Genomic DNA, 23,667 nt, shown 5'->3' on the forward strand with positions numbered 1-23,667 from the left:
ACGACCTCCGACGGCCTTGGCAGCATGGTCTGCCTTGCCGAACCCATCCGGCTCCGACGCCTATTCGGCGGCCAGCAGCACCACCTCGACCCGCCGGTTCGCCTCCCGCCCCGCCTCTTCGAGGTTGGAGGCCACCGGCGCCAGATACCCGACCCCGTGCGCCGATACCTGCGCCCCCGGCACCCCGTGGGCCGAAATCAGGCGCGTGCGCACCGCCTCCGCCCGCCGCTGCGACAGCGCCGTGTTTCCCGCCAGCGATCCCACGGCATCCGTATGCCCGACCAGCGCCACCACCCGCGCGGGATTGCCATTGAGAAACCCTGCCAGCGCGGCGAGTGAGGGATACTTGCGATCCGCCAGAGCCTCCGCCCCCGACGCAAAGTCGAGATCCCGCAGCACCGCGTGGCCCGCCCCGCGCAACTGCGCCACCAGTTCCGGTTCACCGGCCGCGACCGGCGCAGGTCCGGCGTCGACCCCCGCTTGTGGACCCGGCTCCGCCGCCGGACCGCCATCCGTGACCACCTCGTAGATCTGCACGAAACGGTCGGCACGCCCCTTGCTGACGAGGATATAGACATATTCCTCCCGCCCCGCGTCCGGGCGCACAGCCGTGACAACGCGGAAATCGTAGAGATCGACGTTCATCTCGGGCGCGGGCAGCACCGGCAGGGCATAGCGGAAATCGAACCCCCCGCAGGCCTCGGATTCGCAGTCGAGCAGCACCTGGAACCCGCCCCGTTCAAGATCGCCACGCAGACCCCGGATCAGCCGCAGCGTCGACGGCGACGGCCCCCCGATCTGCCACGCCCGCCGTCTGAGCCGGCCTTCCAGATATTCCCGCGGCAGCGTCCCGTCATAGACCGACACCGGAATGGCAAGAGAGGCCGGCGATTCCGTCTCGTCCACCGTCACCCGCGCGGTGTCGGGCAGGCTCGCCGGTTCGAAGGCCCCGGCCGGCAGGGCCAGACCCATCCAGACCAGCGCTGCCCCGGCCAGTCGCATCGCCTCAGCGCGCCTGCGCGTGGTATTCGTCGTTCGGACGCATGTCCGTGGCGCTCGCCACCCGGTTGGTCATGTTGAAGAAAGCCGCCACCGAGGCGATGTCCCAGATGTCCCGGTCAGAGAACCCGACATCCCGCAGCGCCTGCCGGTCGGCCTCGTCGACCTTGCGGCTTTCCGTCGTGACCTTCGCCGCGAAGTCCAGCATCGCCCGCTGGCGCGCGTCCAGATCGGCAACGCGGTAATTCATCACCATCATCTCGCCCAGCTTCGGATCGCCCGACAGCTCCCGCACCGCCGCGCCATGCGCCGTCAGGCAGTAATAGCACCCGTTGATGGAGGAGACGGCGACCGCGATCATCTCCCGCTCCAGCTTGCTCAGGCCCGAATCCGCCAGCATCAGATCGTTGTAAAGCGCGGTGAAGGCGTTCAGCTTGTCGATGTCGAAGGCATAGGCCTTCAGCACGTTCGGCACCATGCCCAGCTTGTCCATGCAGATGTCGAAATACTTCTGCGTCGGCGCGGGCAGCGGGTCGACCATCGGCAGGTCCAGCGCGGTCGGAAGGTCTCGGCTCATCTCAGCTCTCCTTGATGCGATAGTGATACTGCCCGGCAACCTGCATCCCCAGCTTGGAATACAGCGCATTTGCCGGACCGTTGGCCTTGACGCAGAGAAGGGCAAAGGTCTCCGCCCCCTCGCGCGCGGCCCATTGCGCCGCCTGCACCGTCATCGCCCGGCCCATGCCGGCGCGTCGGGCGGCGGGGATGATCTCCAGCGCGTGCAACATGGCCATGCCCCCGTGAACCGCGACGAAACAGGTGCCGCCCGGTGAATTGTCATGCCGCCCGATCAGCGCGGTCTTGGGGCCGGTGACACGCTCCATCACGGCGATCCGGTCCGGGCCGACACCGCCCGCACGCCAGAAATCCAGCTGGATCGCCAGCGGTTCCCAGACCGCGAGGCTCGCCTGTTCGCGATCCGTCTCCTCCCGCGCCAGATGCGCCACCGGGCAGGTGTAGATCAGCGTCGGATCGACCACGCCGTAGCCCTGCGACTCCAGCAGCTGATCCAGCACGTCGTCGCCCGGTCTGATCTGGAACAGCGGGGGCTGGCCCAGATCGCGCATCCGTGCCTCTGCCACCGCCACGTCATCCGCTCCGACCGCCCCCGAGGCCGTCGCCGCCCGCACCCGCTTTCCGCCGCCGCTGCTGCGCCGCAGGGTCAGCGGGCCAAGCGCGATCTTCTCCTCCGCCGGCCATGTCGCATCCAGCGTTTCGAAATACCCGCCAAGATCAGCCATCGGGAAACATCTCCTGCAACCGCGCATAGGCTGTCGCGACAAGCGCCGGATCCGCCCCGCGAACCACCACGTTGGCCCCGAACCGCCCCCGATCCTGGAAGGGATAGGACCCGAAGGACAGGTCCGCATATTCTCCGGCCAGCGCGCGCAGCGGCCCGGCGATGTCGCCCTCCGCCCGCATCACCCGCCAGCTTTCCGAGGTCAGCGGCACCCCCCCGACCAGCCCCGGCAGAACCGACGCCACCATGGCTGTGAAGACCGATGGCACGCCCGCCATGACATGCACGTTCTCGACGGTAAAGCCCGGCGCGGTCGAAACCGGATTGTCGATCAGCGCAGCCCCGTCCGGGATCCGCGCCATGCGCAGCCGCGCCTCCGTCACCTCGACCCCGCGCCGGCCATAGGCCTCTTCCAGCAGCGCCCGCGCATCGTCTCTCACATCGATGTGCCGCCCGAAGGCCTCTGCCACGCAGTCGGCGGTGATGTCGTCATGCGTCGGCCCGATCCCGCCCGAGGTGAAGACCTGATCGTAGGCCGCCGACAGCGCCCGGACCGCCGCGACGATCGCCGGCGCATCGTCGGACACCACCCGCACCTCCTTCAGGTCGATGCCCACCTTCACCAGTTCCCCGGCCAGATGGTACATGTTGGCGTCCCGCGTGCGCCCCGACAGGATTTCATCGCCGATAACCAGCATGGCGGCGGTAGGGTTGGGCATGGCAGGCTCCGGCTTGTCCTTTGGCACATCAAGGGTATAGGCCCGCCACATGCGCTTTCAAACCCCCCTCGTGCCGGCCCGGCTGATCCGCCGCTACAAACGTTTTCTCGCCGATGTCCGGCTCGAGGACGGCCCCGCGGCGGGAACCGAACTCACCGCCCACTGCGCCAATCCCGGCTCCATGCTGGGCCTTGCCGACCCCGGCATGCGGATCTGGCTCGAACCGAACGACGACCCGAGGAAGAAGCTCTCCCACGGCTGGCGGCTGGTCGATCACGAGAACGGGCATTTCACCGGCGTCGACACCTCCGTCCCGAACCGCGCCCTGAAAGAGGCGTTGCTGGCGCGCAGCGTCCCCGACCTCGCCGACTATGCCGAAATCCTCCCCGAACAGCGCTACGCAGAGAAGAGCCGCATCGACTTCCTGCTCCGCGACCCGGCCCGCGCGGATTTCTACGTGGAGGTCAAGGCCGTCACCCTGTCCCGCGCGCCCGGCCTCGCCGAGTTTCCCGACAGCGTGACGCAGCGCGGCGCGCGCCACATGGCCGACCTCGCCGCCATGGCCCGCGCCGGGCACCGCGCCATGGTGATCTTCCTCGTCCAGCGCACGGATGCCGGACGGGTGACGCTGGCCGCGGACCTCGACCCTGCCTATGCCGCCGCTTTCCGGGCCGCCACGGCTCAGGGGGTCGAAATCCTCTGCCTCTCCACCTGCATCACACCCGAAGAGATCACGATCGGCCCGCCCCTGCCATTCGACTGCTAACCTGCTGTTACTTTGGGCCCCTATGATGACCCGAACCTGCGTCCCGCCGTCGCGCTCCGTTGTACCTGTGCGCAAATTGACCTATCTAGACAGGAAAACATCCAGAGGTCCCTTTTGGACGACAGAGGTCAGATCACACGCGATGGAATCCGCATCTACGAAGAAGCGGATTTCAAAGGCATGCACGCCGCCGGGGCACTCGCCGCGCAGATCCTCGACGACATCGGCCCGCATGTCTTCCCCGGCCAGTCCACCGCCGAACTCGACCGCCTGATCGAGGAACAGGTCAACGCCGCCGGCGCGACCTCAGCCACCATCGGTTACAAGGGCTACCGCCACGCCTCCTGCATCTCGATCAACCACGTCGTCTGCCACGGCATTCCCGGCGCGCCGATCCCCAAGTCGAAAAACGAAACCATCTCGCGCGATTACGAGAAAAGCCGAGATGACGACCGCCTGATCGACGGCGACATCCTGAACATCGACGTGACGGTGATCGTGGATGGCTGGTTCGGCGACACCAGCCGGATGTATGTCGCGGGCAAGCCGTCACGTCAGGCCGAACGGCTGATCGACCTGACACATGACGCCCTGATGCGGGGGATCGAGGCCGTGCGCCCCGGCAACACCTTCGGCGACATCGGCTATGCCATCCAGACCTTCGTGGAGGCCAACAAGCTCTCCGTGGTGCGCGACTTCTGCGGTCACGGACTGGGCCGCGTGTTCCATGCCCCGCCGAACGTCCTGCACTACGGCCGCCCCGGCAGCGGGCCGCGGCTCGAGGAAGGCATGTTCTTCACCATCGAACCCATGGTGAACATGGGCCGCCCCGAAACCGTCGTGCTGCGCGACGACTGGACGGCCGTGACCCGGGACAAGTCGCTCTCGGCCCAGTTCGAACATTCCGTCGGCGTGACCGCAAACGGGGCAGAGATCTTCACCCTCTCCCCCGGCGGCCTGTTCCACCCGACCGCCCGCGCCTGATCCGCCGCACCGAACCCATCAGGGCAGCGTCAGCGGCGCGCCCGACCGCACCTCCCTCAGCGAAAAGTTCGACCGGACCTGCGCCACCGCCTCGATCGTGAGGATGTGGTCCGTCAGAATCCGCTCGTACGCCGCGAGATCGGCGACCACCAGCTCCGCCAGGAAATCCGCATCGCCCGACACCATGTGGCAGGCGACCAGCCCGGGAATTCCCGCCAGCTGCCGCTCCACCTCCGCCGCGTTCTCCCGGCTGTGGCGCGCCACGGTGATCCCGACAAAGAGGGTCAGCGTCAGGCCGACAGCCGCCCGCCCGATCTCGGCCCGGTATCCGGCAATCACGCCGCGCTCTTCCAGCATCCTGACCCGGCGCAGGCAGGGCGACGGGGAAAGACCCACCTTCTCCGCCAGCTCGACGTTGCTCAGCCGTCCGTCCGCCTGCAATGCAGCAACGATTCGCCTGTCGATTTGATCCATCGCGCCACCTCATGCCGATAATGCCGCCACCATTAGCACAATCCACCACAACCCACACCATCCCCGACACCATACGCAAGCACATGCCCGCCCCGCCGCGCTATCCCTGCGCCATATCAACCGACGGAGCTTCCCATGATCAGCCGCATCTGGCACGGATACACCACCCCCGAGAATGCCGACGCCTACCAGCGGGTCGTCACCACCAAGGTCATCCCCGGCATCTTCGCGATGCAGGTCCCCGGCTTCGAACGGATCGAACTGTTCCGCCGCACCCTGCCCGAGGAGGTCGAATTCGTCACCGTGATGTGGTTCACCTCGCTCGACGCCGTGAAGGCCTTCATGGGCAAAGACCACGAGACCGCCCATGTCCCGCCCGAGGCCCGCGCCGTGCTGTCCCGTTTCGACGCCCGCGCGCAGCATTACGACATCCTGCTCGACCGCAGGGCCTGACCGCTCCGGATCCTGCGCTTTGACCCGCCCCGAAGGCGCAACCGCAGGATCCGGGTCGCCCGTCCGTGCCCCCGAATGGTCCAAGGCCCCTGCACGCAAGAACAGGAGCCCCCCATGCGTTTCACGAACAAGACCGTCCTCGTCACCGGCGCCTCCTCCGGCATCGGCGCGGCCACCGCCCGCCTGCTGGCCGAGGAGGGTGCGAACCTCGTCCTCACCGCCCGCGGCGACGACCGGCTTCAGGCCGTCGCCTCCGACATCGCCGCCACCGGGGCACGGGTCCACGCCCGCGCCGGGGACGTCACCGACGCCACCCACATGCACGGCCTCGTCACCCGTGCCGAAGCGGAATTCGGCGCCCTGCACGCCGCCTTCAACAATGCCGGTTCAACCGGCGACGGACAGCCCGTCACCGACACCCCGCGCGAAACGTGGGACGCCGTCATCGCCACCAACCTCACCGCCGCCTACATCGCCGCGACCACGCAGATCCCGGCGCTGAAACGGGCCGGCAACGGGTCGCTGCTGTACACGTCGTCCTTCGTCGGCCCCGAACTCGGCCTGCCCGGCATGGGCGCCTATGCCGCCGCCAAGGCCGGGGTGACCGGGCTGGTCAAGGTGCTGGCAGTGGAACACGGTGCGGACGGCCTGCGGGTGAACGCGATCCTGCCCGGCGGCACGCGCACCCCCATGGCCGGGGACGATACGACCTTCCACGACTGGGCCGCCCAGCTGCACGCCCTGAAACGCCTCGCCACGGCAGAGGAGATCGCGAAGGCCGCCGTCTTCCTGCTCTCTGGTGATGCAAGCTTCGTCACCGGCACCGCGATGCTGGTGGACGGCGGCAATTCGGTGAACAAGACCTAGGCGACATTCCGTCACCCTCGGAGCAGATCAGGCGAACGCCCGCCGCTCCCTGAAACCGTCATCCTCGGGCTCGACCCGAGGATGACCCACACCGTCAGGAAACTCAGTGTAGGGTGGGGTTACACCCCACCACTGCCGGCCCAGAGGAACGAAACCCCGACCCGTCCCGACCGGGCTCACGCCGCCTCGAGCATCAGGGCAATCCCCTGCCCGACACCGATGCACATGGTGCAGATCGCCCGCTTGCCGCCCATGTGACCAAGCGAAATCCCCGCCGTCAGCGCCAGCCGCGCACCCGACATCCCGAGGGGATGCCCAAGCGCAATCGCCCCGCCATTCGGGTTCACATGGTCCGCATCGTCAGGCAGCCCAAGCTGCCGCGTCACCGCCAGCCCCTGGGCCGCAAAGGCCTCGTTCAGCTCGATCAGATCGACGTCGCCGATGGACAGCCCGGTCATCGCCAGCAGCTTCTCCGTCGCCGGCGCGGGCCCGATCCCCATGATGCGCGGCGGCACGCCCGCCGTCGCCATGGCCACGATCCGCGCCCGCGGGGTCAGTCCGTATTTCTCGACCGCCGCCTTGGATGCGATGATGACCGCGCAGGCCCCGTCGTTCACGCCGCTCGCGTTGCCGGCCGTCACCGATCCGCCCTCGCGGAACGGCGTCGGCAGCGCAGCCAGCTTTTCAAGCGAGGTCGCGCGGGGATGTTCGTCCGTATCCACCACGATCGCATCGCCCTTGCGCTGCGGGATCGTCACCGCCGTGATCTCTTCCGCCATCCGGCCCGACTTGATCGCAGCCACCGCGCGTTCCTGCGACCGCAGCGCAAAGGCGTCTTGCGCCTCCCGCCCGATCTGGAACTGCTCGGCCACATTCTCTGCCGTCTCGGGCATTGAATCCGTGCCGAAATGCTTGTGCATCGCCTTGTTCACGAAGCGCCAGCCGATGGTGGTGTCGTAAATCTCCGCCTTGCGCGAAAAGGCACTGTCCGCCTTCGGCATCACCAGCGGAGCACGGCTCATCGACTCGACACCGCCCGCGATCACCACCTCCATCTCGCCGGTCTTCACGGCGCGGGCCGCGGTGCCCACGGCATCCAGCCCCGACCCGCAGAGCCGGTTGATCGTCGCCCCCGGCACCGTGTCCGGCAACCCGGCCAGAAGCGAGGCCATGCGCGCCACGTTGCGGTTGTCCTCGCCCGCCTGGTTGGCGCAGCCGACATAGACATCGTCCACGACCACACCGGGGTTGCGCGCCATGAGGTCGCGCATCACATGCGCCAGCATGTCGTCCGGCCGGACAGAGGACAGCGCCCCGCCGTAACGCCCGATCGGCGTGCGCAGGCCATCGCAGAGATAAGCTTCGGTCATCATCGTCCTCCTCCGACTGTCGCCCGGCAACCTGCGAGAATCCGGCCCCGTGGTCAAGCCATCCGGAATTCATTTCCGCCATGCGGGAGCATCGACCCCGCGAAGGAACTTGATTTAAACGGGAATCCGATCAACTCTTTTCTCATGACGGTTCACACCCCCACTCCGTTCACCCCCCGCTCCAGGGAATGCGTCGCGTTCCACCGGACCGAACTCTCCGACATCCTCTCGCTCTACGGCCGGATGGTCGCCGCAGGGGAATGGCGCGACTACGGGATCTCCTCGCTCCAGCATGTCGCGATCTTCTCCGTCTTCCGGCGCACCGCCGAACAGCCGCTCTACCGGATCGAAAAGCGCCCCGACCTGCGGCTGAAACAGGGGATGTATTCCGTGGTCGGCATGGACGGTCAGATCCTCAAGCGCGGGCACGACCTGAAGACCGTGCTCAGGGTGCTGGAACGCAAGCTGATCCGCGTCGTCGATTAGGGCGCGATCCGCCGCCGCCCCGTCACCGCGCCGTCTTTCGCCGCAATCCGGGTGATCGCGCCTGCCATGTCCTCATAGGCCACCGCCATGTGATGCGCATTGGCATGCAGGATGCGCCCGTCCCCGACGACCAGCGCCACATGTCCGCGCCAGAAGATCAGGTCCCCGCGCTGCAGCTCCGCGCCCTCGTCCAGCGCCTCGCCCAGCCCCGCCGCCTGCTGATCGCTGTCCCCCGGACAGGCGATCCCGCAGGCAAGACAGGCCGCCTGCACCAGCCCCGAACAGTCGATCCCGAAGCCGCTGTTGCCGCCCCAGAGATAGGGCACACCCAGATACCGCTCCGCCTCCGCCACAAGGTCAGAGCCCGCGACGTCCAGCGGGGCCAGATGCGGCATCGGCATATAGACCGCGAAATCCCCCTGCACCTCGTCATCCGGCACCCTGACCTCTGCCCAGTCGCAGTTGTCATGGCTGACACCGGCCACCGCCACCAGCGCCCCGACCGGCACCGGAACCGCCGCACCGGGATCCTTCAGCGAGGGGGTGGAGAACCAGTAGCTCGGCGCCACCACCCGATGCGTCGGCGCGGCCATCCGGTCCGACAGGTCCTCCGCCCTCACATAACCGACGAACCCGTCCCGCGCGGCGTAACCGAAGGCAAATCCGTCCCGCGCCTCGAGCACCTCGAACCCCTGCCCGAAGGCCAGCTCCCGGTCGCGCCGCCCCTCGTCGGACCCGGCGGTAAGGATCGGGGTCACCTCCGCCACGACCCGGTGCAGCACCGGGGCCGCGAACCGCTCGGCCTCCACCTGCCCCTTCAGCGACAGGTCGGCCACACGTCCGTTCGACTTCACCACCCGCCGGTCGCTCATAGCCCCATGATCTCCGGCAGCGCGTCCAGCACCGCGCGCGCACCCATCCCGACGCCGCCCTTGGGCCGCGCGGGGGCAGGGGCAGGCTGCCAGCCGTAGATGTCGAAATGGGTGTAACGCGACACGTCCCCCGCGAACCGCCGCAGGAACAGCGCCGCGGTGATCGACCCCGCGAACCCGCCCGAGGGTGCGTTGTCCAGATCCGCGATCCCCGGTTCGATCATCCGCTCGTAGGGCGCGTGGAACGGCATCCGCCAGCACGGATCCGCCACCTTCACGCCCGCCGCATGGATCGCCGCGGCCACCGCGTCGTCATCCACGTAGAACGGAGAGATATCCGGCCCCACGGCCACCCGCGCCGCCCCGGTCAGGGTCGCCATGGACAGCATCAGGTCCGGCTCCGCCTCCGCCCCGTAGGTCAGCGCGTCGGCCAGCACCAGCCGGCCCTCCGCATCCGTGTTGTTGATCTCCACCGTCACGCCAAGGCGGGAGGTCAGGATGTCCTGCGGCCGGAACGCATTGCCCGCCACCGAATTCTCCACCGCCGGGATCAGAACCCGCAGCCGCAGCGGCAGGCCCAGTGCCATGATCATCCGCGCCAGCCCCAGCACCGTCGCCGCCCCGCCCATGTCCTTCTTCATGAGCCCCATGGAGGCCGCCGGCTTGATGTCCAGCCCGCCGGTGTCGAAACACACCCCCTTGCCGACCAGCGTCAGCGTCGGCCCGGACTCACCCCATGCCATGTCGATCAAACGCGGCGCCCGAGGAGAGGCCCGCCCGACCGCATGGATCATCGGAAAGTTCCGCGACAGCAGGTCGTCGCCTTCGATCACGTCAAAGGCTGCGCCGAACTCCGTCGCCAGCCCGCGTGCCACGTCCTCAAGCTCCTGCGGACCCATGTCCGAGGCGGGCGTGTTGATGAGATCGCGGGTCAGCGCCTCTCCGGCCGCGATGATCTCCACCCGGCGCGCATCGACACCCTCCGGTGCGACCAGCCGCGCGCCCGAAACCTTCTGCGCCCGGTACCTGTCGAACCCGTAGCCCGCCAGCAGCCAGCCAAGCGCCTCCTCCTCCAGCGCCACAGCCGAAAGATCGCCGTCCAGCCGGTAGACCCCGTCCGGCAGCTTCTCCGCCACCGCGGCCAGCGCGAACCGGCCCCGCGCACGCTGCGCCGCCGTGCCGTATCCCGCCACGGCAAGGAAGGGTGCGCCGTTGGCGTCGGGCACCAGCAGCACCTCTCCGATACCGCCCGAAAAGCCGGTCGCCTTGACCCAGGTCTGCACCGTGCCGCCCTGTGCCCCGGCCCAGCCCTCCAGCGCGCCGGCCTCCACGACGTGCAGCGGCAGGGCGGATGCGGTATCTTCGGCAAAGGTCAGCGGCATGGGCGGGTCTCCTGAAAACTCAGGCGGAGCCTATCCCGATCCCGTGGGGCCGCAAGGGCTTTCCCCGCCGGTCACGTCACCCCGCTCAGACCTGCATTCCCTGCAGGTCCCAGATCTCCGTCAGCGACCGCTCCCCGATCCGCAGCAGGCGGGACAGGGTGGCCGCCAGCGCGATCTCGTCCCCGGTGTCGATGCAGGCCGTCACATGCCCCGCCACCCGACACAGGCCGTACATCCCGATCTGGTCCGCGATCCCGGTCAGCGACCGGACCGCGCGCCGCATCTCCGCCCCCTGCCCTTCCCGGTACAGCCGTTCGGCCAGCGACAGGCGCAGCGCCAGTTCCTCCATCGCGCGGCAGACGACATCCTCCGCCCCGCTGTCGCCAAGCTGCTCGTAGAGCGCCTGAAGCCTGTCGGGGTCCATCCGCACGGGTTCATCCTGCCGCAACACCAGCACCTGATCCATTTCCATCACCCTCGTTCTGTCATCCCACGCCGGCCGTTATGCCGCCCACCCCTTCCCAAAACCTTTCCCCGCAACGGATTTCCCCCGAGAATACATATCAAATCCCCTTCAACCCCGGCCCCGCCGCGCTATAACAGCCGGTGACCGCCCATAGGAAAGGACCCGTCATGACGCATGCCAAACCCCTGCCCAGCTATCTGGTCCAGCGTTTCCACGGCTGGCGCGCCACGACATTCTCCGAAAACAAGGCCTGGTACCGCCGCCTTGCCGACGAAGGCCAGAGGCCGCGGGCGATGATCATTTCCTGCTGCGATTCCCGCGTGCACGTCACCGCGATCTTCGGCGCCGATCAGGGCGAATTCTTCATTCACCGCAATATCGCCAACCTTGTGCCGCCCTACGAACCCGACGGCAACCAGCACGGCACCTCCGCCGCGATCGAATATGCCGTCACCGCGCTCAAGGTCGCGCATATCGTCATCGTCGGCCATTCCAACTGCGGCGGCGTCAGGGGCTGCCACGACATGTGCTCCGGCCACGCTCCGGAGCTTGAGGAGAAGTCGAGCTTTGTCGGCCGCTGGATGGACCTGCTCCGCCCCGGCTACGAACGGGTCAAGGACATCGCCGACGAAGGCGAACGGATCCGCGCGCTGGAGAAGCAGGCGATCCTCGTCTCGCTCGACAACCTGATGACCTTCCCCTTCGTGGAAGAAGCGGTGAAGGCCAACAAGCTGACCCTGCACGGGCTCTGGAACGACATCGGCGACGGCGGGCTGGAACAGTACACGCCCGAGGACGGCACCTTCAAACCGATCTGATTACTGAAGGACCTTCCCGTCGGGCCAGTTGAGAGAGGTGGACAGCTCCACCTCCTGCTCCGTATTCGGCGCCATGTCGAAGCGCCACTCCAGCACCCCGCGCTTGTCGTCGACATCGGTTTCCGTCGGCGCGGGCGCGGCCTCCCACGCGATCCTGAGGTCATCCTGCTCCGAATAGGGCACCCGGTCCTGCAACCGGACGTCCCAGGTCTTCGCGGTCAGGTTGCGCAGGGTCATGACCACCAGCTCGTCTTCCTGGCTCGAACGGGTTATCACGCCGCGATCCCCCTCCTGCCGGTCCTTGACCACGCGGGTCAGGCGGATGCCCTCGATCGGACCGAAGGACAGCTCCTCCTTGTCGCCATTCGCGATCAGGTCCAGATACCGCTGCCCGACAAAGGTGCCGTCCAGGTAGAACTGCGCCGACCCGCCGCCGAGGATCAGCTCCCCGGAGGTATTGGTGAAGGCGGCCGCCAGATACGCCGTCTGGTCCGACAGCGGCACCGCGCGGGCAAATACTTCCGGCGTGAAGTTCAGCGTGCCAAGCGCGATCTTCACCGCGTCGGCCCGGTTCGCCACGTTCACCGCATCCGGATACCTGTAGGTCACCGCCAGCCCGTTGAACGACGACTCCGCGACCACGAAGGATTCCTCCGCCATCGGGGCCACGGCGTCCAGCGCGGCCTTGGCCGACTGGCGCACCAGCGGGATCGGCTCGGGCCGCTGCGGATCGACGATGCGGCGCAGCCAGGGCCAGACCTCGCCCGGCACCCCCTGCCCCGAGGGCCGCACGGTCGACAGGGTCAGCGCCACACCGCGCCAGTCCTCGCCGGTCTCCTGCCGGACATAGGCGCCGTTCTCCATGCTGAGCGCCGTCTCGCCCTCCGTCGTCAGGCGCACGTCATAGGTCGGCTGCCAGGAGGCGTCGTCGACCTGGTAGGTCAGCGTCATCTCTCCCGCTGCGCCGCCCTCGGACTGCACGTCGATGGACAGGAAAGCGCGATCCTTCTTCTCCGTGTCCAGCGCGGCCAGCGCCCTCATCGCCTCTGACAGCGCCTTCTGGGCGTCGGTCACGGCCTGCCCGGCCTCGCGCACGCGCATCTCCGCCGCCTGCACCTCGCGCCGGGCCGCCAGCCCGTCCTCCGCGATCAGCTGCGCCAGTTCGCGCAGCTTGTCCGTCGGCATCTGTGCCAGCCCGTCCGACTGCCCGATCCCGTCGAGGAACGCGATCCGCGCCTTTGCGCTGTCCGCTTCCGCCTGAATCGCGGCCTGCGCGTCGCGCGCGGCCTCCAGCGCAGTCTCCCGCGCCTCCACCTCGGCCTTGGCGGCGTCGTAGGCGGCGGTCTGGCTTTCCGTGCGAGGCGGAACGAAATCGTCGCGATACCGGATCGCCCCCACGGTCAGCCCCGGCGCGGTCAGCCGCAGGCTGGACGGGTCGATGTCCGGCATGTCCGGCACGATGATCTGGTGCCGCCCAGCGGGCACCTGGAACTGCGCCAGCCGCGTCAGCGTGGCACCCCGCGGAAACACCGTCGCGGCGGTCACACGGCTTTCGACGGCAATGTCGTCAGCAAGCAGAAGGGAGGGAACGGAAAGAAGGCAGACGGCCAGAAGATGGGAGCGCATTGGAGCCTCACGGGAAACAGTGTCTGCCGACAGGTATGCGTCGGCGCGCCGGAAATGGCCACACACGAATGGGTCATGGTTCGGGCCGGGGCCGAACGGCACTCACCCGCCCCGCACGCCCCCCTGCGCCCCATACACCCCTGCACGCCGTCATCCTCGGACTTGATCCGAGGATCTCCCGCCATGGCTTCCCCGCACCGCAGCAACAGAACCCGACCCATCGAAGTTTATCTCCAAGCCCGGAATCAAGGCACGCAGTGCCGCCGGGCCGCGCCCGACCGCCCCCCGGGGCGGGCGCGATGTCACCGTTTGCGCGACGATGGACCTGACGGCTGACACGGACAGATAAAGCGGCGACCCCGGACAAGGCGGCGCCCACCCCGCGGTCGGGCGCGCCCCTCTGTCGGGCAAAGGAAAAGGCGGCCCTAGACCGCCTCTCAAATCATTCGAATAGTGCCGGACAGCCGCACCACCCCCGGGGCTCCGCCCGTTCGCGGCTTGAATGGTCCACTGGACCTTTCACCGGCGCATCCGCGCCGGACCGCCGCTCACCCCTTCTTCAGGCACCGCTTGCCGAGCGTTTCCGCGATCTGCACCGCGTTCAGCGCCGCGCCCTTGCGCAGGTTGTCCGACACGACCCAGATGTTCAGCCCGTTGTCGATCGTCGAATCCTGCCGGATGCGCGAGATGAAGGTGGCGTAATCGCCCACGCACTCGATCGGCGACACGTAGCCCCCGTCCTCGCGCTTGTCGATCACCATGACGCCGGGCGCTTCGCGCAGGATGTCGCGCGCCTCGTCCTCGTCGAGGAAGTCCTCGAACTCGATGTTCACCGCCTCGGAATGGCCGACAAAGACCGGCACGCGCACGCAGGTCGCCGTGACCTTGATCTTCGGGTCCACGATCTTCTTCGTCTCCGCCACCATCTTCCACTCTTCCTTGGTGGACCCGTCTTCCATGAAGACGTCGATATGCGGGATCACGTTGAAGGCGATCTGCTTGGTGAACTTCTTGGGTTCGTACTCGCTCGTCGGGTTGTAGATCGCCTTGGTCTGATCCCAGAGCTCGTCGATCCCCTCTTTCCCCGCACCCGAAACGGACTGATAGGTCGACACGACCACCCGCTTGATCCGCGCCCGGTCGTGCAGCGGCTTCAGCGCCACGACCATCTGCGCGGTCGAACAGTTCGGGTTCGCGATGATGTTCTTCTTGGTATAGCCGTCGACGGCCTCCGCGTTCACTTCCGGCACGACCAGCGGAACGTCCGGGTCGTAGCGGTAGAGGGAGGAGTTGTCGATCACCACGCAGCCCGCCTTTGCCGCCTTGGGCGCATATTCCTTCGTCGGGCCGGACCCGACGGCGAACAGCGCGATGTCCCAGCCGGTGAAATCGAAGGTGTCCAGATCCTGGGTCTTCAGGGTCTTGTCGCCAAAGCTGACTTCGGTGCCAAGCGACTTGCGGCTCGCAAGCGCGGCGATCTCGTCCACGGGAAACTCCCGCTCGGCGAGGATGTTCAGCATTTCGCGGCCCACATTGCCCGTGGCCCCCGCGACGACGACTTTATAGCCCATCTGGGAAACTCCTTTCACTCAGGGTCGGCGGCGTATACCGCAGGCCGCTTCCGGTGCAAAGCGTAATGCGATGATGCCTCGTATCAACCGCAGGGATCAGTCGGTGCGGTCCCGAACGAAAAGATAAAGCGTCAGCCCCGCTGCCAGGGCCACCGCGTAATACAGGAAAACCGGCTGGAACGCCGCCTCCGGCCGTTCCGCCACCTGCCCCGCCGAGGCAAAGATCCCCCCCGTGATCAGCTGCGCGACACCCGCGCCGCCGATACCGCAGAGGTTCACAAGCGTGACCCCCCGCCCGACCAGATGCGGCGGCAGGAAGGCCCGGCCATGGGCAATCACCACTGCATAGCTCGACGTGATGAACCCGATGGCAACCATCACCGACAGCACGCCGAAGACCGTCGCGGGCGGGATCAGCGCCAGCCAGAGCAACAGCCCGATCCCCGCCGTCGCCGCCCCCACGTTCAGCCATTTCCGCGTGCCAAGCATCCGGTCCGCGGGTCCGTAGGCCAGCGTGCCAAGGATCATCGCTACCCCGATGGCCAGTGTGTAATAGCCGATCGCCCGCGCGTCCGACCCGAAGACCTGCGTGAAATAGGGCCCGGACCACAGCGCCCGGATCCCGGCCACCGGCGCATAGCTCACCAGCATGAACGGCAGCACCAGCCAGAACCCCGGAATGCGGAACAGCGACATCAGCCCGCCCGCAGGCGCATCCGTGACCTGCGGCGGATCAAGGATCACGCGGCCCAGGATCAGTGCCAGCACCACGCAGGCCAGGGCGAGCGCCAGCATGGTGGAGCGCCAGCCGAAAGCCTCCACCGCCAGCGCCAGCGGCAGCGACCCGGCAAGGTTCCCGGTCTGCCCCACCCCGACGATGAGCGAGGCGAAGGTCGCGAACATCGCCGCCGGATAGACCCGCGCAAGGATGTAGTAGGACGCCATCAGCACCGGGGAACAGCCGACCCCGATCAGCCCCATGCCGACCACGATATGCCACGGCGCCTGCGCCAGCCCGAACAGCAGCGCCCCTCCGCCGCCGCCCAGCCCCAGCAGAACCGCCGCCGTCCTGCGCGGGCCAAGCCGGTCCAGCGCCCAGCCAACCGGCAGCTGCATCGCCGCGAAGGCAAGGAACCAGACCCCCGCCGCATTGGACAGATCGGCGGCATTGGCACCGACGTCGCGTTCCAGCACGCCGGTCAGGACCGGCAGGAAGGACCGGAAGAACTGCGACAGCACGTAGGCCGCGACCAGCAGGACGAAATCGATGCGCATCCGCCCCGTCCGGTCAGATACAGCGTCCGCCGTCGACCAGCATGCAGAGCCCGGTCACCATCGCCGCCTCCTCCGAGGCGAGGAATAGCGAGGCATTGGCGATGTCCAGCGGCGTCGACAGCCGCCCCATGGGAATGGTCGACAGGAACTTGGCCCGCATCTCGGGCGTGTCCTCTCCCATGAAGGTCGGCAGCAGCGGCGTTTCCCCGGCCACAGGGTTTACCGCGTTGACGCGGATGCCATGGGGCGCAAGTTCGACCGCCATGGTGCGCGTCGCGGTGTTCACCCAGCCCTTCGATGCGTTGTACCAGTTCAGGTTGGGCCGCGGCGACACCCCCGCGGTCGAGGAGATCTGCACGAAGCACCCCGACTTCCGCGCCTTCATCGCCGGAACCAGCGCCTTCGCGGTCAGGTAGATCGAACGGACGTTGACGTTCAGGACACGGTCGAACTCTTCCTCCGTCACGTCTTCCAGCGGCTTCGGCATATGCGACACGCCGGCGTTGTTCACCATGATGTCGACCTGCCCCCAGGTCTCAGTCGCCTGCGCGACCATCGCGTTGATGCTGTCGGCCTTCGCCACGTCCACCGCGCAGCCGATCCCGCCGACCTCCTTCGCGACCTCCATCGCCGCCTCGCCCTGGATGTCCGCGACCATGACCCGCGCGCCCTCTTCAACGAACCGCCGCACGATGCCCGCACCGAACCCCTGCGCGCCGCCGGTGACGATGGCGGTCTTGCCTGACAGTCTCATGATGATCCTCCCTCGATCTCCGCGAGACCCTCCTCCGCGCCGAGGGGAAAGGCAAGGCACACCCGGAGGTGCCGGGATGTGATCGGCCCGGCCCGGCGGCGCGGAACCGGGAAAATGACCAAATGACCAGAATCGTTCATCTGGTCATTTTCAGGTGTCGGATGCCGCCTTCCGCGCCATCGCAGGCAACTCCGGCGCGGCTGCGATCAGCTGCTGCGTGTAGGGATGCCGGGGGTTGGTAAAGACCTCTTCCGTTTCTCCCTGCTCCACGATCTCTCCGGCCTTCATCACCATGACCCTGTCGGTGATGACCCGCACGACGCTAAGGTCATGGGAAATAAAGAGATAACTTAAACCAAAGCGCGCACCGAGGTCCGCCAGAAGGTCGAGGATCTGCGCCCTGACCTGCACATCCAGCGCCGAAACCGCCTCGTCCAGAAGGATCAGGTCCGGCTTGATGATAAGCGCCCGCGCAATCGCGATCCGCTGCCGCTGCCCGCCGGAAAATTCGTGGATATACCGATACTTGTCATCCGGAGACAGCCCGACTGAAGTCAGCGCCTCCGCAATCGCCGCCTCCCGCTCGGTCCCGGTTGGCAAGCGGTCGAGCAGGTGGAACGGTTCGCAGACCAGTCGGTCTACCCGGTGCCGTGGATTGAATGACCCATAGGGATCCTGAAACACCACCTGCATCCGTCGCCGCACCGCCCGGTTGGCCCGGTGCCCGTCGAACACAGGCTGGCCGTCGAACAGAATTTCTCCGCCCTGCACCTCCTCCAGCCCGAGGATCGCGCGGGTCAGCGTTGATTTCCCGCAGCCGGATTCTCCAACCAGGCCAAGGCTTTCTCCCCGTTTCAGATCAAAGGACACCCCCTTGACCGCCGCCACCTTTCCGGGTGCCGACAGCAACGACTTGCGCGGCACCGTGTAGGTGCGCACGACGTCGCGCACCCGCAGCAGGGCATCGTCCACCGGCTGGACCGATCGGTCCGGCGCATGCGTTGACGCTTCGAGCAGCGAAATCGAATAGGGGTGTTTCAAGGCCGAGAAGATTGCCGGACAGGCCCCCCGCTCCACCACCTCGCCATCCTTCATGATGACGATCTCGTCCGCCATGTCCGCCACCACGGCGAGGTCGTGAGAGATCATCAGCAGACCCATCCCGTCCTCCCGAACCAGACGCTTCAGCAGCGCGAGGATCTGCGCCTGTGTCGTCACATCCAGCGCGGTCGTCGGTTCGTCCGCGATCAGCAGCGCGGGTCGCAGAGCAATCGCCATGGCAATCACGACGCGCTGGCGCTGACCGCCGGAAAGCTCGTGAGGATAACGACTTAGCGGGAACCGGTCGGCAGGAAGCTCAACCCGGTCCAGCGCCTCCCGCGCACGGGCCAGGGCTTCCGACCGCGAGACTTTCTCGTGGATCAGCACCGTTTCCGCCACCTGGTCGCCGATGGTCCGGATCGGGTTCAACGCCGTCATCGGCTCCTGAAACACCATCCCGACCTCGTTCCCGCGCAACTCGCAAAGCGCCGCTTCGGGCAGCGACAGCATGTCATGCCCCGACAACGTAACCTGCCCGGAACAGACCGACCCTTCGGGCAGCAGCTGCATCACCGAAAACGCCGTCATCGACTTGCCGGATCCGGATTCACCAATGACTCCAACGATCTGCCCCGGCGCAACGGACAGCGACACATCCCGAAGGATGGTCTTGCGCCCGATCTTCAGCGACAGTCCCCCGACCTCGAGCAGGCTCATGACCGCCCCCGAAGCTTCGGGTCGAACAGGTCGCGCAGCCCGTCCCCCATGAGATTCAGCCCCAGCACCGTGAGCAGGATCGCCAGCCCGGGAAACAGCGCCATGTGCGGCGCGAAGGAGATCATGGTCTGGCTCTCCGCCAGCATCCGGCCCCAGCTTGGCGTCGGCGGCTGCGCGCCGAGGCCGACGTAGGACAGCCCCGCTTCGGCAAGAATGCCGAGGGAGAACTGGATTGTTCCCTGCACGATCAACAGGTTGGTCACGTTCGGCAGGATATGTTCGACAGAGATCCGCGCCGACCCCTTCCCCGCCACCCGCGCCGCGAGGATATAGTCCCGCTGCCACAGCGACAGCGCGCCGGAGCGGGTCAGGCGCGCGAACACCGGGATGTTGAAGATGCCGATGGCGATGATCGCATTGACCGCCGACGCCCCGAAGATCGCGGTGATCATGATGGCGATGACCAGCGACGGGAAGGCGAAGACCAGATCGTTGCCACGCATGATGACTTCGTCCAGAAGGGACCCCTTCCGCGCGGCGGCCCAGAGCCCGAGCGGCACGCCGAAGCTCATCCCGATGCCGACGGCGACCACCGCGACCGCAATCGACACCCGCGCCCCAACCATGATCATCGACAGGATGTCCCGCCCGAAATGATCTGTTCCCAAGGGGTTGCGGGCCGAGGGTGGTTTGATCTTGTTGGCAATGTCCAGCCCCGTCACGTCGAAGGGGGTCCAGACAAACGACACCAGCGCCGCCAGAACGAAGACCAGCGTCAGCACCGCCCCGATCACGAAATTCCGCGAGCGCAGCGCCCTGTGCCAGAGCCGGACGGGTGCGCCCTCGGGCGGCAGGCTGTCTGCGCGCAGGTCGGTCATCGGCGTCTCAGCCTCGGGTCGACCACGGCATAGGCGACCTCGACCGCGAAGTTGACCAGCACGACCGCGAAGACCAGCAGCATGACGACGGATTCGACCACGATCAGGTCGCGGGCCGAAATCGACTGGAAGATCAGCCGCCCCAGCCCCGGCAGGTAGAACACGTTCTCGATGATGATCCCCCCCGCCAGAAGGAAGGAGAACTGCAAACCGATGATCGTCAGCACCGGGATCAGCGCGTTCCTCAGCGCATGCCGCCACAGCGCCTGCCGCTTCGACAGCCCCTTGGCCCGTGCCGTGCGCACGAAATCCTCCGACAGGGTATCAAGCAGGGCCGACCGCATCACCCGCGCCAGGATCGACGCCTGCGGCAGCGCCAGCGCGATGGCCGGCAGCGTCAGTGCCTTCATCGACACCCAGAACCCCTTGTCCCAGCCCGGAAATCCCCCGGCTGAGAACCAGCGCAAGTTGATCGCGAAGACCACGACCATCAGCATCGCGAACCAGAAGTTCGGTATCGCCACGCCAAGCTGAGTCACCCCCATAACCCCCACATCCACCGCCGATCCGCGCCGAGACGCGGCCCAGATGCCCGCCGGAAAGGCGATGAGCGTCGACAGCGTCAGTGCATAGATCGCGAGGGGGAGCGAGATCCACATCCGGTCCGCAATCATCCCCGCCACCGGGGTGCGGTAGGTGTAGGACATCCCGAAATCGCCCGAGAGCATGCCGCCGACCCAGGACAGGTAGCGTTCCCACAGCGACCCGTTCAGCCCGAGCTGGTCGCGCAGGGCCGCCAGCGTATCCTCCTGCGCGTTCACGCCCAGCATGAACGCCGCCGGATCGCCGGGCAGGATCTCGATCGAGAGGAAGATCACGACCGAGGCCACGGCGAGGCTGACGACAAGCGAAATCAGACGTTTGAGGATGTAGAGCAGCATGGATCAGGCGGCGCGCGCCAATCCGAATGGCCCGCCGGAAAGTAACCGTTCTTCCGGCGGGCGACGTGTCATTGCGACCAGGACACCGCGGTCAGGTCGGTGGCCTGGGTCGGCGCGTTTTCCCACAGCCCCTCGACCCCGACCTTGGCGACGGTGTGCAGCGGCAATTGGAAAAGGTAGGCGTTCACATAGTCCTTCGCGATGGTCTCCTGCGCCTGCTTGAACATCTCCGACCGCTTGGCCGGGTCGGATTCAGCCGAAAGGTCGGTCATCAGGGTCTGGAACTCCGGGTTGTCGTACTGGAAGTAGTAATCCGGACGGGCGTAGATGTTGATATCGAGAGGCTCGGTATGGCTGATGATGGTCAGGCCATAATCCTTGCCCTTGAACGTCCCTTCAAGCCATTGGGCCCATTCGACATTCTCGATCTCGGGCTCGATGCCGACCGCGCGCAGTTCCGCTGCGACGATTTCCCCGCCGCGACGGGCGTAAGACGGCGGCGGCAGGGTCATCTTGACCTTGAGCGGCGTCGTCACACCGGCTTCGGCCAGCAGCGCCTTCGACTTCTCCGGGTCGTAACCGGACATCTCCGTCAGATCGACGTAATCCGGGTGATGCGGCGCGAAATGCGTGCCGATCGGGGTGCCGTAGCCGAACATGGCGCCGTCGATGATCTCCTGCCGGTTCACCGCGTGGGCAATCGCCTCGCGCACCTTCACGTTGTCGAAGGGCGGCAGCTTGTTGTTGATGGCGAGGATCGTCTCGCCCTCGGTGGAGCCGATCAGCACCTTGAAGCGCGGATCCGCGTCAAACTGCGGCAGGTTCTCGGGCGCGGGGAAGGCGACGAAGACGTCGAGGTCTTCGGCCATCATCGCCGCAAACGCGGCCGTGGGATCAGAGATGAACTTGAACGTCGCCTCTTCGAGGATCGCCGGTTCGCCCCAGTAGTCTGCGTTCTTCACCAGATGGATGGAGTCGCCCTGCACCCAGTTGTCGAACTTGAATGCGCCTGTGCCGATTGGCGTGGTCTTGATGTTCTCGATGCTCTCGGGTGCCACGATCACGGCGTCGCCCCAAGCCATGTTGAACGGGAAATTGCCGTCCGCCGTCTTCAGCGTCACGGTCACGGTCAGCGGATCGGTGGCCTCGACCGACTCGATCCCCGCGAACAGCGCCTTCTGCGCGTTCACGCTGTCCTCCGCCCGCGCCCGATCGAGAGAGAAGACCACATCCTCGGCATCCATGGTGGTACCGTCGTGGAAGGTCACGCCTTCGGCCAGGTGAAAGGTATAGACCTTGCCGTCCTCGGAAATGTCCCAGGAGGTCGCGAGACCGGGGTTGATCGACCCGTCGGGCCCGAAGCGGGTCAGCCCTTCGAACACGTTGGAATAGAGCACCGAATCGATGGCCCCCGCCGCGGCAGAGGTCGGGTCGAGATGCGGCGGTTCAAGCTGCATCCCCACGGTAAGACCCGTCGACTGGGCCATGGCAACCGATGCCGTCAACGCAAACGCGACCGAAAGTCCTGCGGTAGAATATCTGAATGTCATCGTCCACTCCCTGTGCGCCCCCTGTTTGTCAGGGGTTCCGAGGTGGCCCGAGCAGAGAAAGCAGGGAAAGCGCCATCACCTGGGCCGAGGCCACCATGTCATCCACTCCGACATATTCGTCGGGTTTATGCGCAAGGTCCAGAATACCGGGGCCATAGGCAACGCAATTTTTCAGCTTTCCAATTCTGTCGATGTGCTTCTGATCGTAAGTTCCCGGAGACACGACATAATCCGGGTCCCTGCCGAGCGTCGCCCGAATCGCCTCCGTCACCGTGGTGACGACCGGGGCGCCCCTGTCGGTCATCGTCGGCAGCACCCGGTGCATTTCCCGCATCGAATAGTCGAAGTCCGGACGCCGCGCCTTGACCCGTTCCAGCACGCCACGCACCTCGGCCTGCACCTTGTCGATGTCCTCCTCGATCAGAAAGCGCCGGTCGATCACCATCCGCGCCGAATCCGGCACCACCGGAGAGGGCAGGCCGGTGCCCGGCTTGAGGATCTCATCCTGCCCGCCGTGCAGCGAATTGATGTTGAGCGTGGACTGCTTCGCCCCCTCGGGGACAACCGGCATGTCCGTCCGCTTGAGCGCGAGCGCCGGGAACAGTGTTTCCTCCATCTCGTGAAGCACCGCCCCCATATGCCGAACCGCGCAATCGCCGAGGAAGGGCATGGAGCCATGGGCGATTTCGCCATGCGTCTCGATCTCCGCCCACCACACGCCGCGATGACCAAGGCATATGCGGTCGACGTTCAGGGGTTCGGGGATGATGACGTGATCGACCTTGGCATAGAACCCCTGCTCCGCCAGATAGGCCACACCGCCGAAACCGCCCGATTCCTCGTCCGCTGTGCCGCTAATCTCGATCGCGCCGCCCCAGTCCGGAACCACGGCCAGAAACGCCTCTGCCGCGACGACGGATGCCGCCAGCCCGCCCTTCATGTCGCAGGCCCCGCGCCCGTAGACCTTGCCGTCCTTCAGTTCGCCGCCGAAGGGGTCCGTGGTCCAGCCGCGCCCGACGTCCACCACGTCGATATGAGAGTTGAAGTGCACGCACTCCCCGGCCCGCGCCCCGGCCCGCCGTGCCACGATGTTCCAGCGCGGGTAGCGGTCGCTGTCGCCGGGGGACCCGACGGCCCGCACCAGCTGCGTGTGGAACCCGGACCGAAGGAGGCGACGGTCGAGGTAGTCGCAGATCTCGCGGTAGTTCTCACCCGGAGGATTGAGCGTCGGGATCCGGATCAGGTCCTGCGTCAGGGAAATCAGATCGTCCCGCCGCGCCGTGATCTCGGCGGCAAGCCGGGCCTGAAGGTCGGTCATCTCTGCGGCATCTTGCATGGTGACAGACTGCGCTCCGGTC

The 23,667-nt window shown here is 66.8% G+C and carries 24 protein-coding genes; 6 read left to right on the forward strand and 18 right to left on the reverse strand.

Going from position 1 to position 23,667, the window contains the following annotated elements; translation table 11 throughout:
- Positions 1-60: 60 nt before the first annotated feature.
- The 4 genes from IEV87_RS16500 to IEV87_RS16515 are packed head-to-tail and all read right to left on the reverse strand — an operon-like array spanning position 61 to position 3,018.
- On the reverse strand, positions 61-1,002 hold the full coding sequence (locus tag IEV87_RS16500) for an OmpA family protein (RefSeq protein WP_188478913.1): 942 nt from the start codon (positions 1,000-1,002) through the stop codon (positions 61-63).
- 4 nt (positions 1,003-1,006) lie between these two features.
- On the reverse strand, positions 1,007-1,576 hold the full coding sequence (locus tag IEV87_RS16505) for a peroxidase-related enzyme (RefSeq protein ID WP_188478914.1): 570 nt from the start codon (positions 1,574-1,576) through the stop codon (positions 1,007-1,009).
- 1 nt (position 1,577) lies between these two features.
- The gene (locus IEV87_RS16510) at positions 1,578-2,300 is read right to left on the reverse strand and encodes a GNAT family N-acetyltransferase (protein ID WP_188478915.1); all 723 of its coding nucleotides are present in this window, start codon (positions 2,298-2,300) and stop codon (positions 1,578-1,580) included.
- Positions 2,293-3,018, reverse strand: coding sequence for a competence/damage-inducible protein A (locus IEV87_RS16515; protein WP_188478916.1), 726 nt, complete (start codon positions 3,016-3,018; stop codon positions 2,293-2,295). Before IEV87_RS16515 ends, IEV87_RS16510 begins: the two co-directional genes overlap by 8 nt.
- 49 nt (positions 3,019-3,067) lie before the next feature.
- On the opposite strand from IEV87_RS16515, the gene sfsA reads away from it, so the two are divergent.
- Together sfsA and map are read left to right on the forward strand one after the other, a co-directional pair.
- Complete coding sequence (sfsA, locus tag IEV87_RS16520; protein WP_188478917.1) at positions 3,068-3,784, forward strand: DNA/RNA nuclease SfsA; 717 nt, start codon at positions 3,068-3,070, stop codon at positions 3,782-3,784.
- Between the two features lie 114 nt (positions 3,785-3,898).
- Entirely contained in the window at positions 3,899-4,768 is an 870-nt protein-coding gene (map, locus tag IEV87_RS16525; protein WP_188478918.1) for a type I methionyl aminopeptidase, read from the forward strand.
- Positions 4,769-4,786: 18 nt separating this feature from the next.
- On the opposite strand, the gene IEV87_RS16530 is transcribed toward map, so the two are convergent.
- Positions 4,787-5,242, reverse strand: coding sequence for an Lrp/AsnC family transcriptional regulator (locus tag IEV87_RS16530; protein ID WP_188478919.1), 456 nt, complete (start codon positions 5,240-5,242; stop codon positions 4,787-4,789).
- Positions 5,243-5,377: 135 nt separating this feature from the next.
- Between IEV87_RS16530 and IEV87_RS16535 the strand changes: the two genes are divergently transcribed.
- Both IEV87_RS16535 and IEV87_RS16540 read left to right on the forward strand, forming a co-directional pair.
- The gene (locus IEV87_RS16535; RefSeq protein ID WP_188478920.1) at positions 5,378-5,695 is read left to right on the forward strand and encodes an antibiotic biosynthesis monooxygenase; all 318 of its coding nucleotides are present in this window, start codon (positions 5,378-5,380) and stop codon (positions 5,693-5,695) included.
- A 114-nt stretch (positions 5,696-5,809) separates the two neighbouring features.
- On the forward strand, positions 5,810-6,562 hold the full coding sequence (locus IEV87_RS16540; RefSeq protein WP_188478921.1) for an SDR family oxidoreductase: 753 nt from the start codon (positions 5,810-5,812) through the stop codon (positions 6,560-6,562).
- A 176-nt stretch (positions 6,563-6,738) separates the two neighbouring features.
- On the opposite strand, the gene pcaF is transcribed toward IEV87_RS16540, so the two are convergent.
- Positions 6,739-7,932, reverse strand: coding sequence for a 3-oxoadipyl-CoA thiolase (pcaF, locus tag IEV87_RS16545; protein WP_188478922.1), 1,194 nt, complete (start codon positions 7,930-7,932; stop codon positions 6,739-6,741).
- A gap of 144 nt (positions 7,933-8,076) precedes the next feature.
- Here pcaF and IEV87_RS16550 point away from each other — a divergent pair, with 144 nt between their 5' ends.
- Positions 8,077-8,418, forward strand: coding sequence for a DUF2794 domain-containing protein (locus IEV87_RS16550; RefSeq protein ID WP_188478923.1), 342 nt, complete (start codon positions 8,077-8,079; stop codon positions 8,416-8,418).
- Here IEV87_RS16550 and IEV87_RS16555 read toward each other — a convergent pair.
- From IEV87_RS16555 to IEV87_RS16565, 3 genes are all read right to left on the reverse strand, one after another.
- Entirely contained in the window at positions 8,415-9,290 is an 876-nt protein-coding gene (locus tag IEV87_RS16555; RefSeq protein WP_188478924.1) for a C40 family peptidase, read from the reverse strand. The two genes, IEV87_RS16550 and IEV87_RS16555, sit on opposite strands and share 4 nt — an antisense overlap.
- The gene (locus IEV87_RS16560) at positions 9,287-10,672 is read right to left on the reverse strand and encodes a leucyl aminopeptidase family protein (RefSeq protein ID WP_188478925.1); all 1,386 of its coding nucleotides are present in this window, start codon (positions 10,670-10,672) and stop codon (positions 9,287-9,289) included. Before IEV87_RS16560 ends, IEV87_RS16555 begins: the two co-directional genes overlap by 4 nt.
- An 85-nt stretch (positions 10,673-10,757) precedes the next feature.
- Positions 10,758-11,138 (reverse strand): hypothetical protein, encoded by a 381-nt coding sequence (locus IEV87_RS16565; RefSeq protein ID WP_188479501.1) that lies wholly within the window; start codon positions 11,136-11,138, stop codon positions 10,758-10,760.
- Between the two features lie 167 nt (positions 11,139-11,305).
- Between IEV87_RS16565 and IEV87_RS16570 the strand changes: the two genes are divergently transcribed.
- Positions 11,306-11,956 (forward strand): carbonic anhydrase, encoded by a 651-nt coding sequence (locus tag IEV87_RS16570; protein ID WP_188478926.1) that lies wholly within the window; start codon positions 11,306-11,308, stop codon positions 11,954-11,956.
- Here IEV87_RS16570 and IEV87_RS16575 read toward each other — a convergent pair whose 3' ends face one another.
- The 9 genes from IEV87_RS16575 to IEV87_RS16615 all read right to left on the reverse strand — a co-directional run bounded on the left by IEV87_RS16575 (position 11,957) and on the right by IEV87_RS16615 (position 23,627).
- Complete coding sequence (locus IEV87_RS16575) at positions 11,957-13,582, reverse strand: mucoidy inhibitor MuiA family protein (RefSeq protein WP_188478927.1); 1,626 nt, start codon at positions 13,580-13,582, stop codon at positions 11,957-11,959.
- Between the two features lie 548 nt (positions 13,583-14,130).
- On the reverse strand, positions 14,131-15,153 hold the full coding sequence (locus tag IEV87_RS16580) for an aspartate-semialdehyde dehydrogenase (protein WP_188478928.1): 1,023 nt from the start codon (positions 15,151-15,153) through the stop codon (positions 14,131-14,133).
- A gap of 96 nt (positions 15,154-15,249) precedes the next feature.
- Positions 15,250-16,428: an MFS transporter gene (locus IEV87_RS16585; protein ID WP_188478929.1), complete on the reverse strand. Its 1,179-nt coding sequence runs from the start codon at positions 16,426-16,428 to the stop codon at positions 15,250-15,252.
- Positions 16,429-16,441: 13 nt separating this feature from the next.
- Positions 16,442-17,182 carry an SDR family oxidoreductase gene (locus tag IEV87_RS16590; RefSeq protein ID WP_188478930.1) on the reverse strand — a complete coding sequence of 247 codons (741 nt, stop codon included), beginning with the start codon at positions 17,180-17,182 and terminating at the stop codon, positions 16,442-16,444.
- Between the two features lie 150 nt (positions 17,183-17,332).
- Entirely contained in the window at positions 17,333-18,940 is a 1,608-nt protein-coding gene (locus IEV87_RS16595) for an ABC transporter ATP-binding protein (RefSeq protein WP_188478931.1), read from the reverse strand.
- The gene (locus IEV87_RS16600) at positions 18,937-19,818 is read right to left on the reverse strand and encodes an ABC transporter permease (protein WP_229737675.1); all 882 of its coding nucleotides are present in this window, start codon (positions 19,816-19,818) and stop codon (positions 18,937-18,939) included. Before IEV87_RS16600 ends, IEV87_RS16595 begins: the two co-directional genes overlap by 4 nt.
- Positions 19,815-20,759, reverse strand: a complete 945-nt coding sequence (locus IEV87_RS16605) for an ABC transporter permease (protein ID WP_188478932.1) — start codon at positions 20,757-20,759, stop codon at positions 19,815-19,817. Before IEV87_RS16605 ends, IEV87_RS16600 begins: the two co-directional genes overlap by 4 nt.
- Positions 20,760-20,827: 68 nt before the next feature.
- A complete protein-coding gene (locus IEV87_RS16610) occupies positions 20,828-22,309 on the reverse strand; it encodes an ABC transporter substrate-binding protein (protein ID WP_188478933.1) in 1,482 nt (493 codons plus the stop codon).
- Between the two features lie 28 nt (positions 22,310-22,337).
- Entirely contained in the window at positions 22,338-23,627 is a 1,290-nt protein-coding gene (locus tag IEV87_RS16615) for an acetylornithine deacetylase/succinyl-diaminopimelate desuccinylase family protein (RefSeq protein WP_188478934.1), read from the reverse strand.
- Between the last annotated feature and the right edge of the window lie 40 nt (positions 23,628-23,667).

Origin of the sequence: Primorskyibacter flagellatus (assembly GCF_014638275.1) — a bacterium.
GTDB classification, from domain to species: Bacteria; Pseudomonadota; Alphaproteobacteria; order Rhodobacterales; family Rhodobacteraceae; genus Pseudooceanicola; species Pseudooceanicola flagellatus_A.

Coding starts and splice junctions, on each gene's coding strand:
- IEV87_RS16535 (WP_188478920.1), top strand. CDS start 5,378: ATGATCAGCCGCATCTGGCACGGATACACCACCCCCGAGAATGCCGAC.
- pcaF (WP_188478922.1), bottom strand. CDS start 7,932: ATGACCGAAGCTTATCTCTGCGATGGCCTGCGCACGCCGATCGGGCGT.
- IEV87_RS16555 (WP_188478924.1), bottom strand. CDS start 9,290: ATGAGCGACCGGCGGGTGGTGAAGTCGAACGGACGTGTGGCCGACCTG.
- IEV87_RS16570 (WP_188478926.1), top strand. CDS start 11,306: ATGACGCATGCCAAACCCCTGCCCAGCTATCTGGTCCAGCGTTTCCAC.
- IEV87_RS16565 (WP_188479501.1), bottom strand. CDS start 11,138: ATGGATCAGGTGCTGGTGTTGCGGCAGGATGAACCCGTGCGGATGGAC.
- IEV87_RS16595 (WP_188478931.1), bottom strand. CDS start 18,940: ATGAGCCTGCTCGAGGTCGGGGGACTGTCGCTGAAGATCGGGCGCAAG.
- IEV87_RS16550 (WP_188478923.1), top strand. CDS start 8,077: ATGACGGTTCACACCCCCACTCCGTTCACCCCCCGCTCCAGGGAATGC.
- IEV87_RS16575 (WP_188478927.1), bottom strand. CDS start 13,582: ATGCGCTCCCATCTTCTGGCCGTCTGCCTTCTTTCCGTTCCCTCCCTT.
- IEV87_RS16590 (WP_188478930.1), bottom strand. CDS start 17,182: ATGAGACTGTCAGGCAAGACCGCCATCGTCACCGGCGGCGCGCAGGGG.
- IEV87_RS16585 (WP_188478929.1), bottom strand. CDS start 16,428: ATGCGCATCGATTTCGTCCTGCTGGTCGCGGCCTACGTGCTGTCGCAG.
- IEV87_RS16615 (WP_188478934.1), bottom strand. CDS start 23,627: ATGACCGACCTTCAGGCCCGGCTTGCCGCCGAGATCACGGCGCGGCGG.
- IEV87_RS16530 (WP_188478919.1), bottom strand. CDS start 5,242: ATGGATCAAATCGACAGGCGAATCGTTGCTGCATTGCAGGCGGACGGA.
- IEV87_RS16540 (WP_188478921.1), top strand. CDS start 5,810: ATGCGTTTCACGAACAAGACCGTCCTCGTCACCGGCGCCTCCTCCGGC.
- sfsA (WP_188478917.1), top strand. CDS start 3,068: ATGCGCTTTCAAACCCCCCTCGTGCCGGCCCGGCTGATCCGCCGCTAC.
- IEV87_RS16500 (WP_188478913.1), bottom strand. CDS start 1,002: ATGCGACTGGCCGGGGCAGCGCTGGTCTGGATGGGTCTGGCCCTGCCG.
- IEV87_RS16600 (WP_229737675.1), bottom strand. CDS start 19,818: ATGACCGACCTGCGCGCAGACAGCCTGCCGCCCGAGGGCGCACCCGTC.
- IEV87_RS16515 (WP_188478916.1), bottom strand. CDS start 3,018: ATGCCCAACCCTACCGCCGCCATGCTGGTTATCGGCGATGAAATCCTG.
- IEV87_RS16605 (WP_188478932.1), bottom strand. CDS start 20,759: ATGCTGCTCTACATCCTCAAACGTCTGATTTCGCTTGTCGTCAGCCTC.
- IEV87_RS16610 (WP_188478933.1), bottom strand. CDS start 22,309: ATGACATTCAGATATTCTACCGCAGGACTTTCGGTCGCGTTTGCGTTG.
- IEV87_RS16505 (WP_188478914.1), bottom strand. CDS start 1,576: ATGAGCCGAGACCTTCCGACCGCGCTGGACCTGCCGATGGTCGACCCG.
- IEV87_RS16510 (WP_188478915.1), bottom strand. CDS start 2,300: ATGGCTGATCTTGGCGGGTATTTCGAAACGCTGGATGCGACATGGCCG.
- IEV87_RS16580 (WP_188478928.1), bottom strand. CDS start 15,153: ATGGGCTATAAAGTCGTCGTCGCGGGGGCCACGGGCAATGTGGGCCGC.
- IEV87_RS16560 (WP_188478925.1), bottom strand. CDS start 10,672: ATGCCGCTGACCTTTGCCGAAGATACCGCATCCGCCCTGCCGCTGCAC.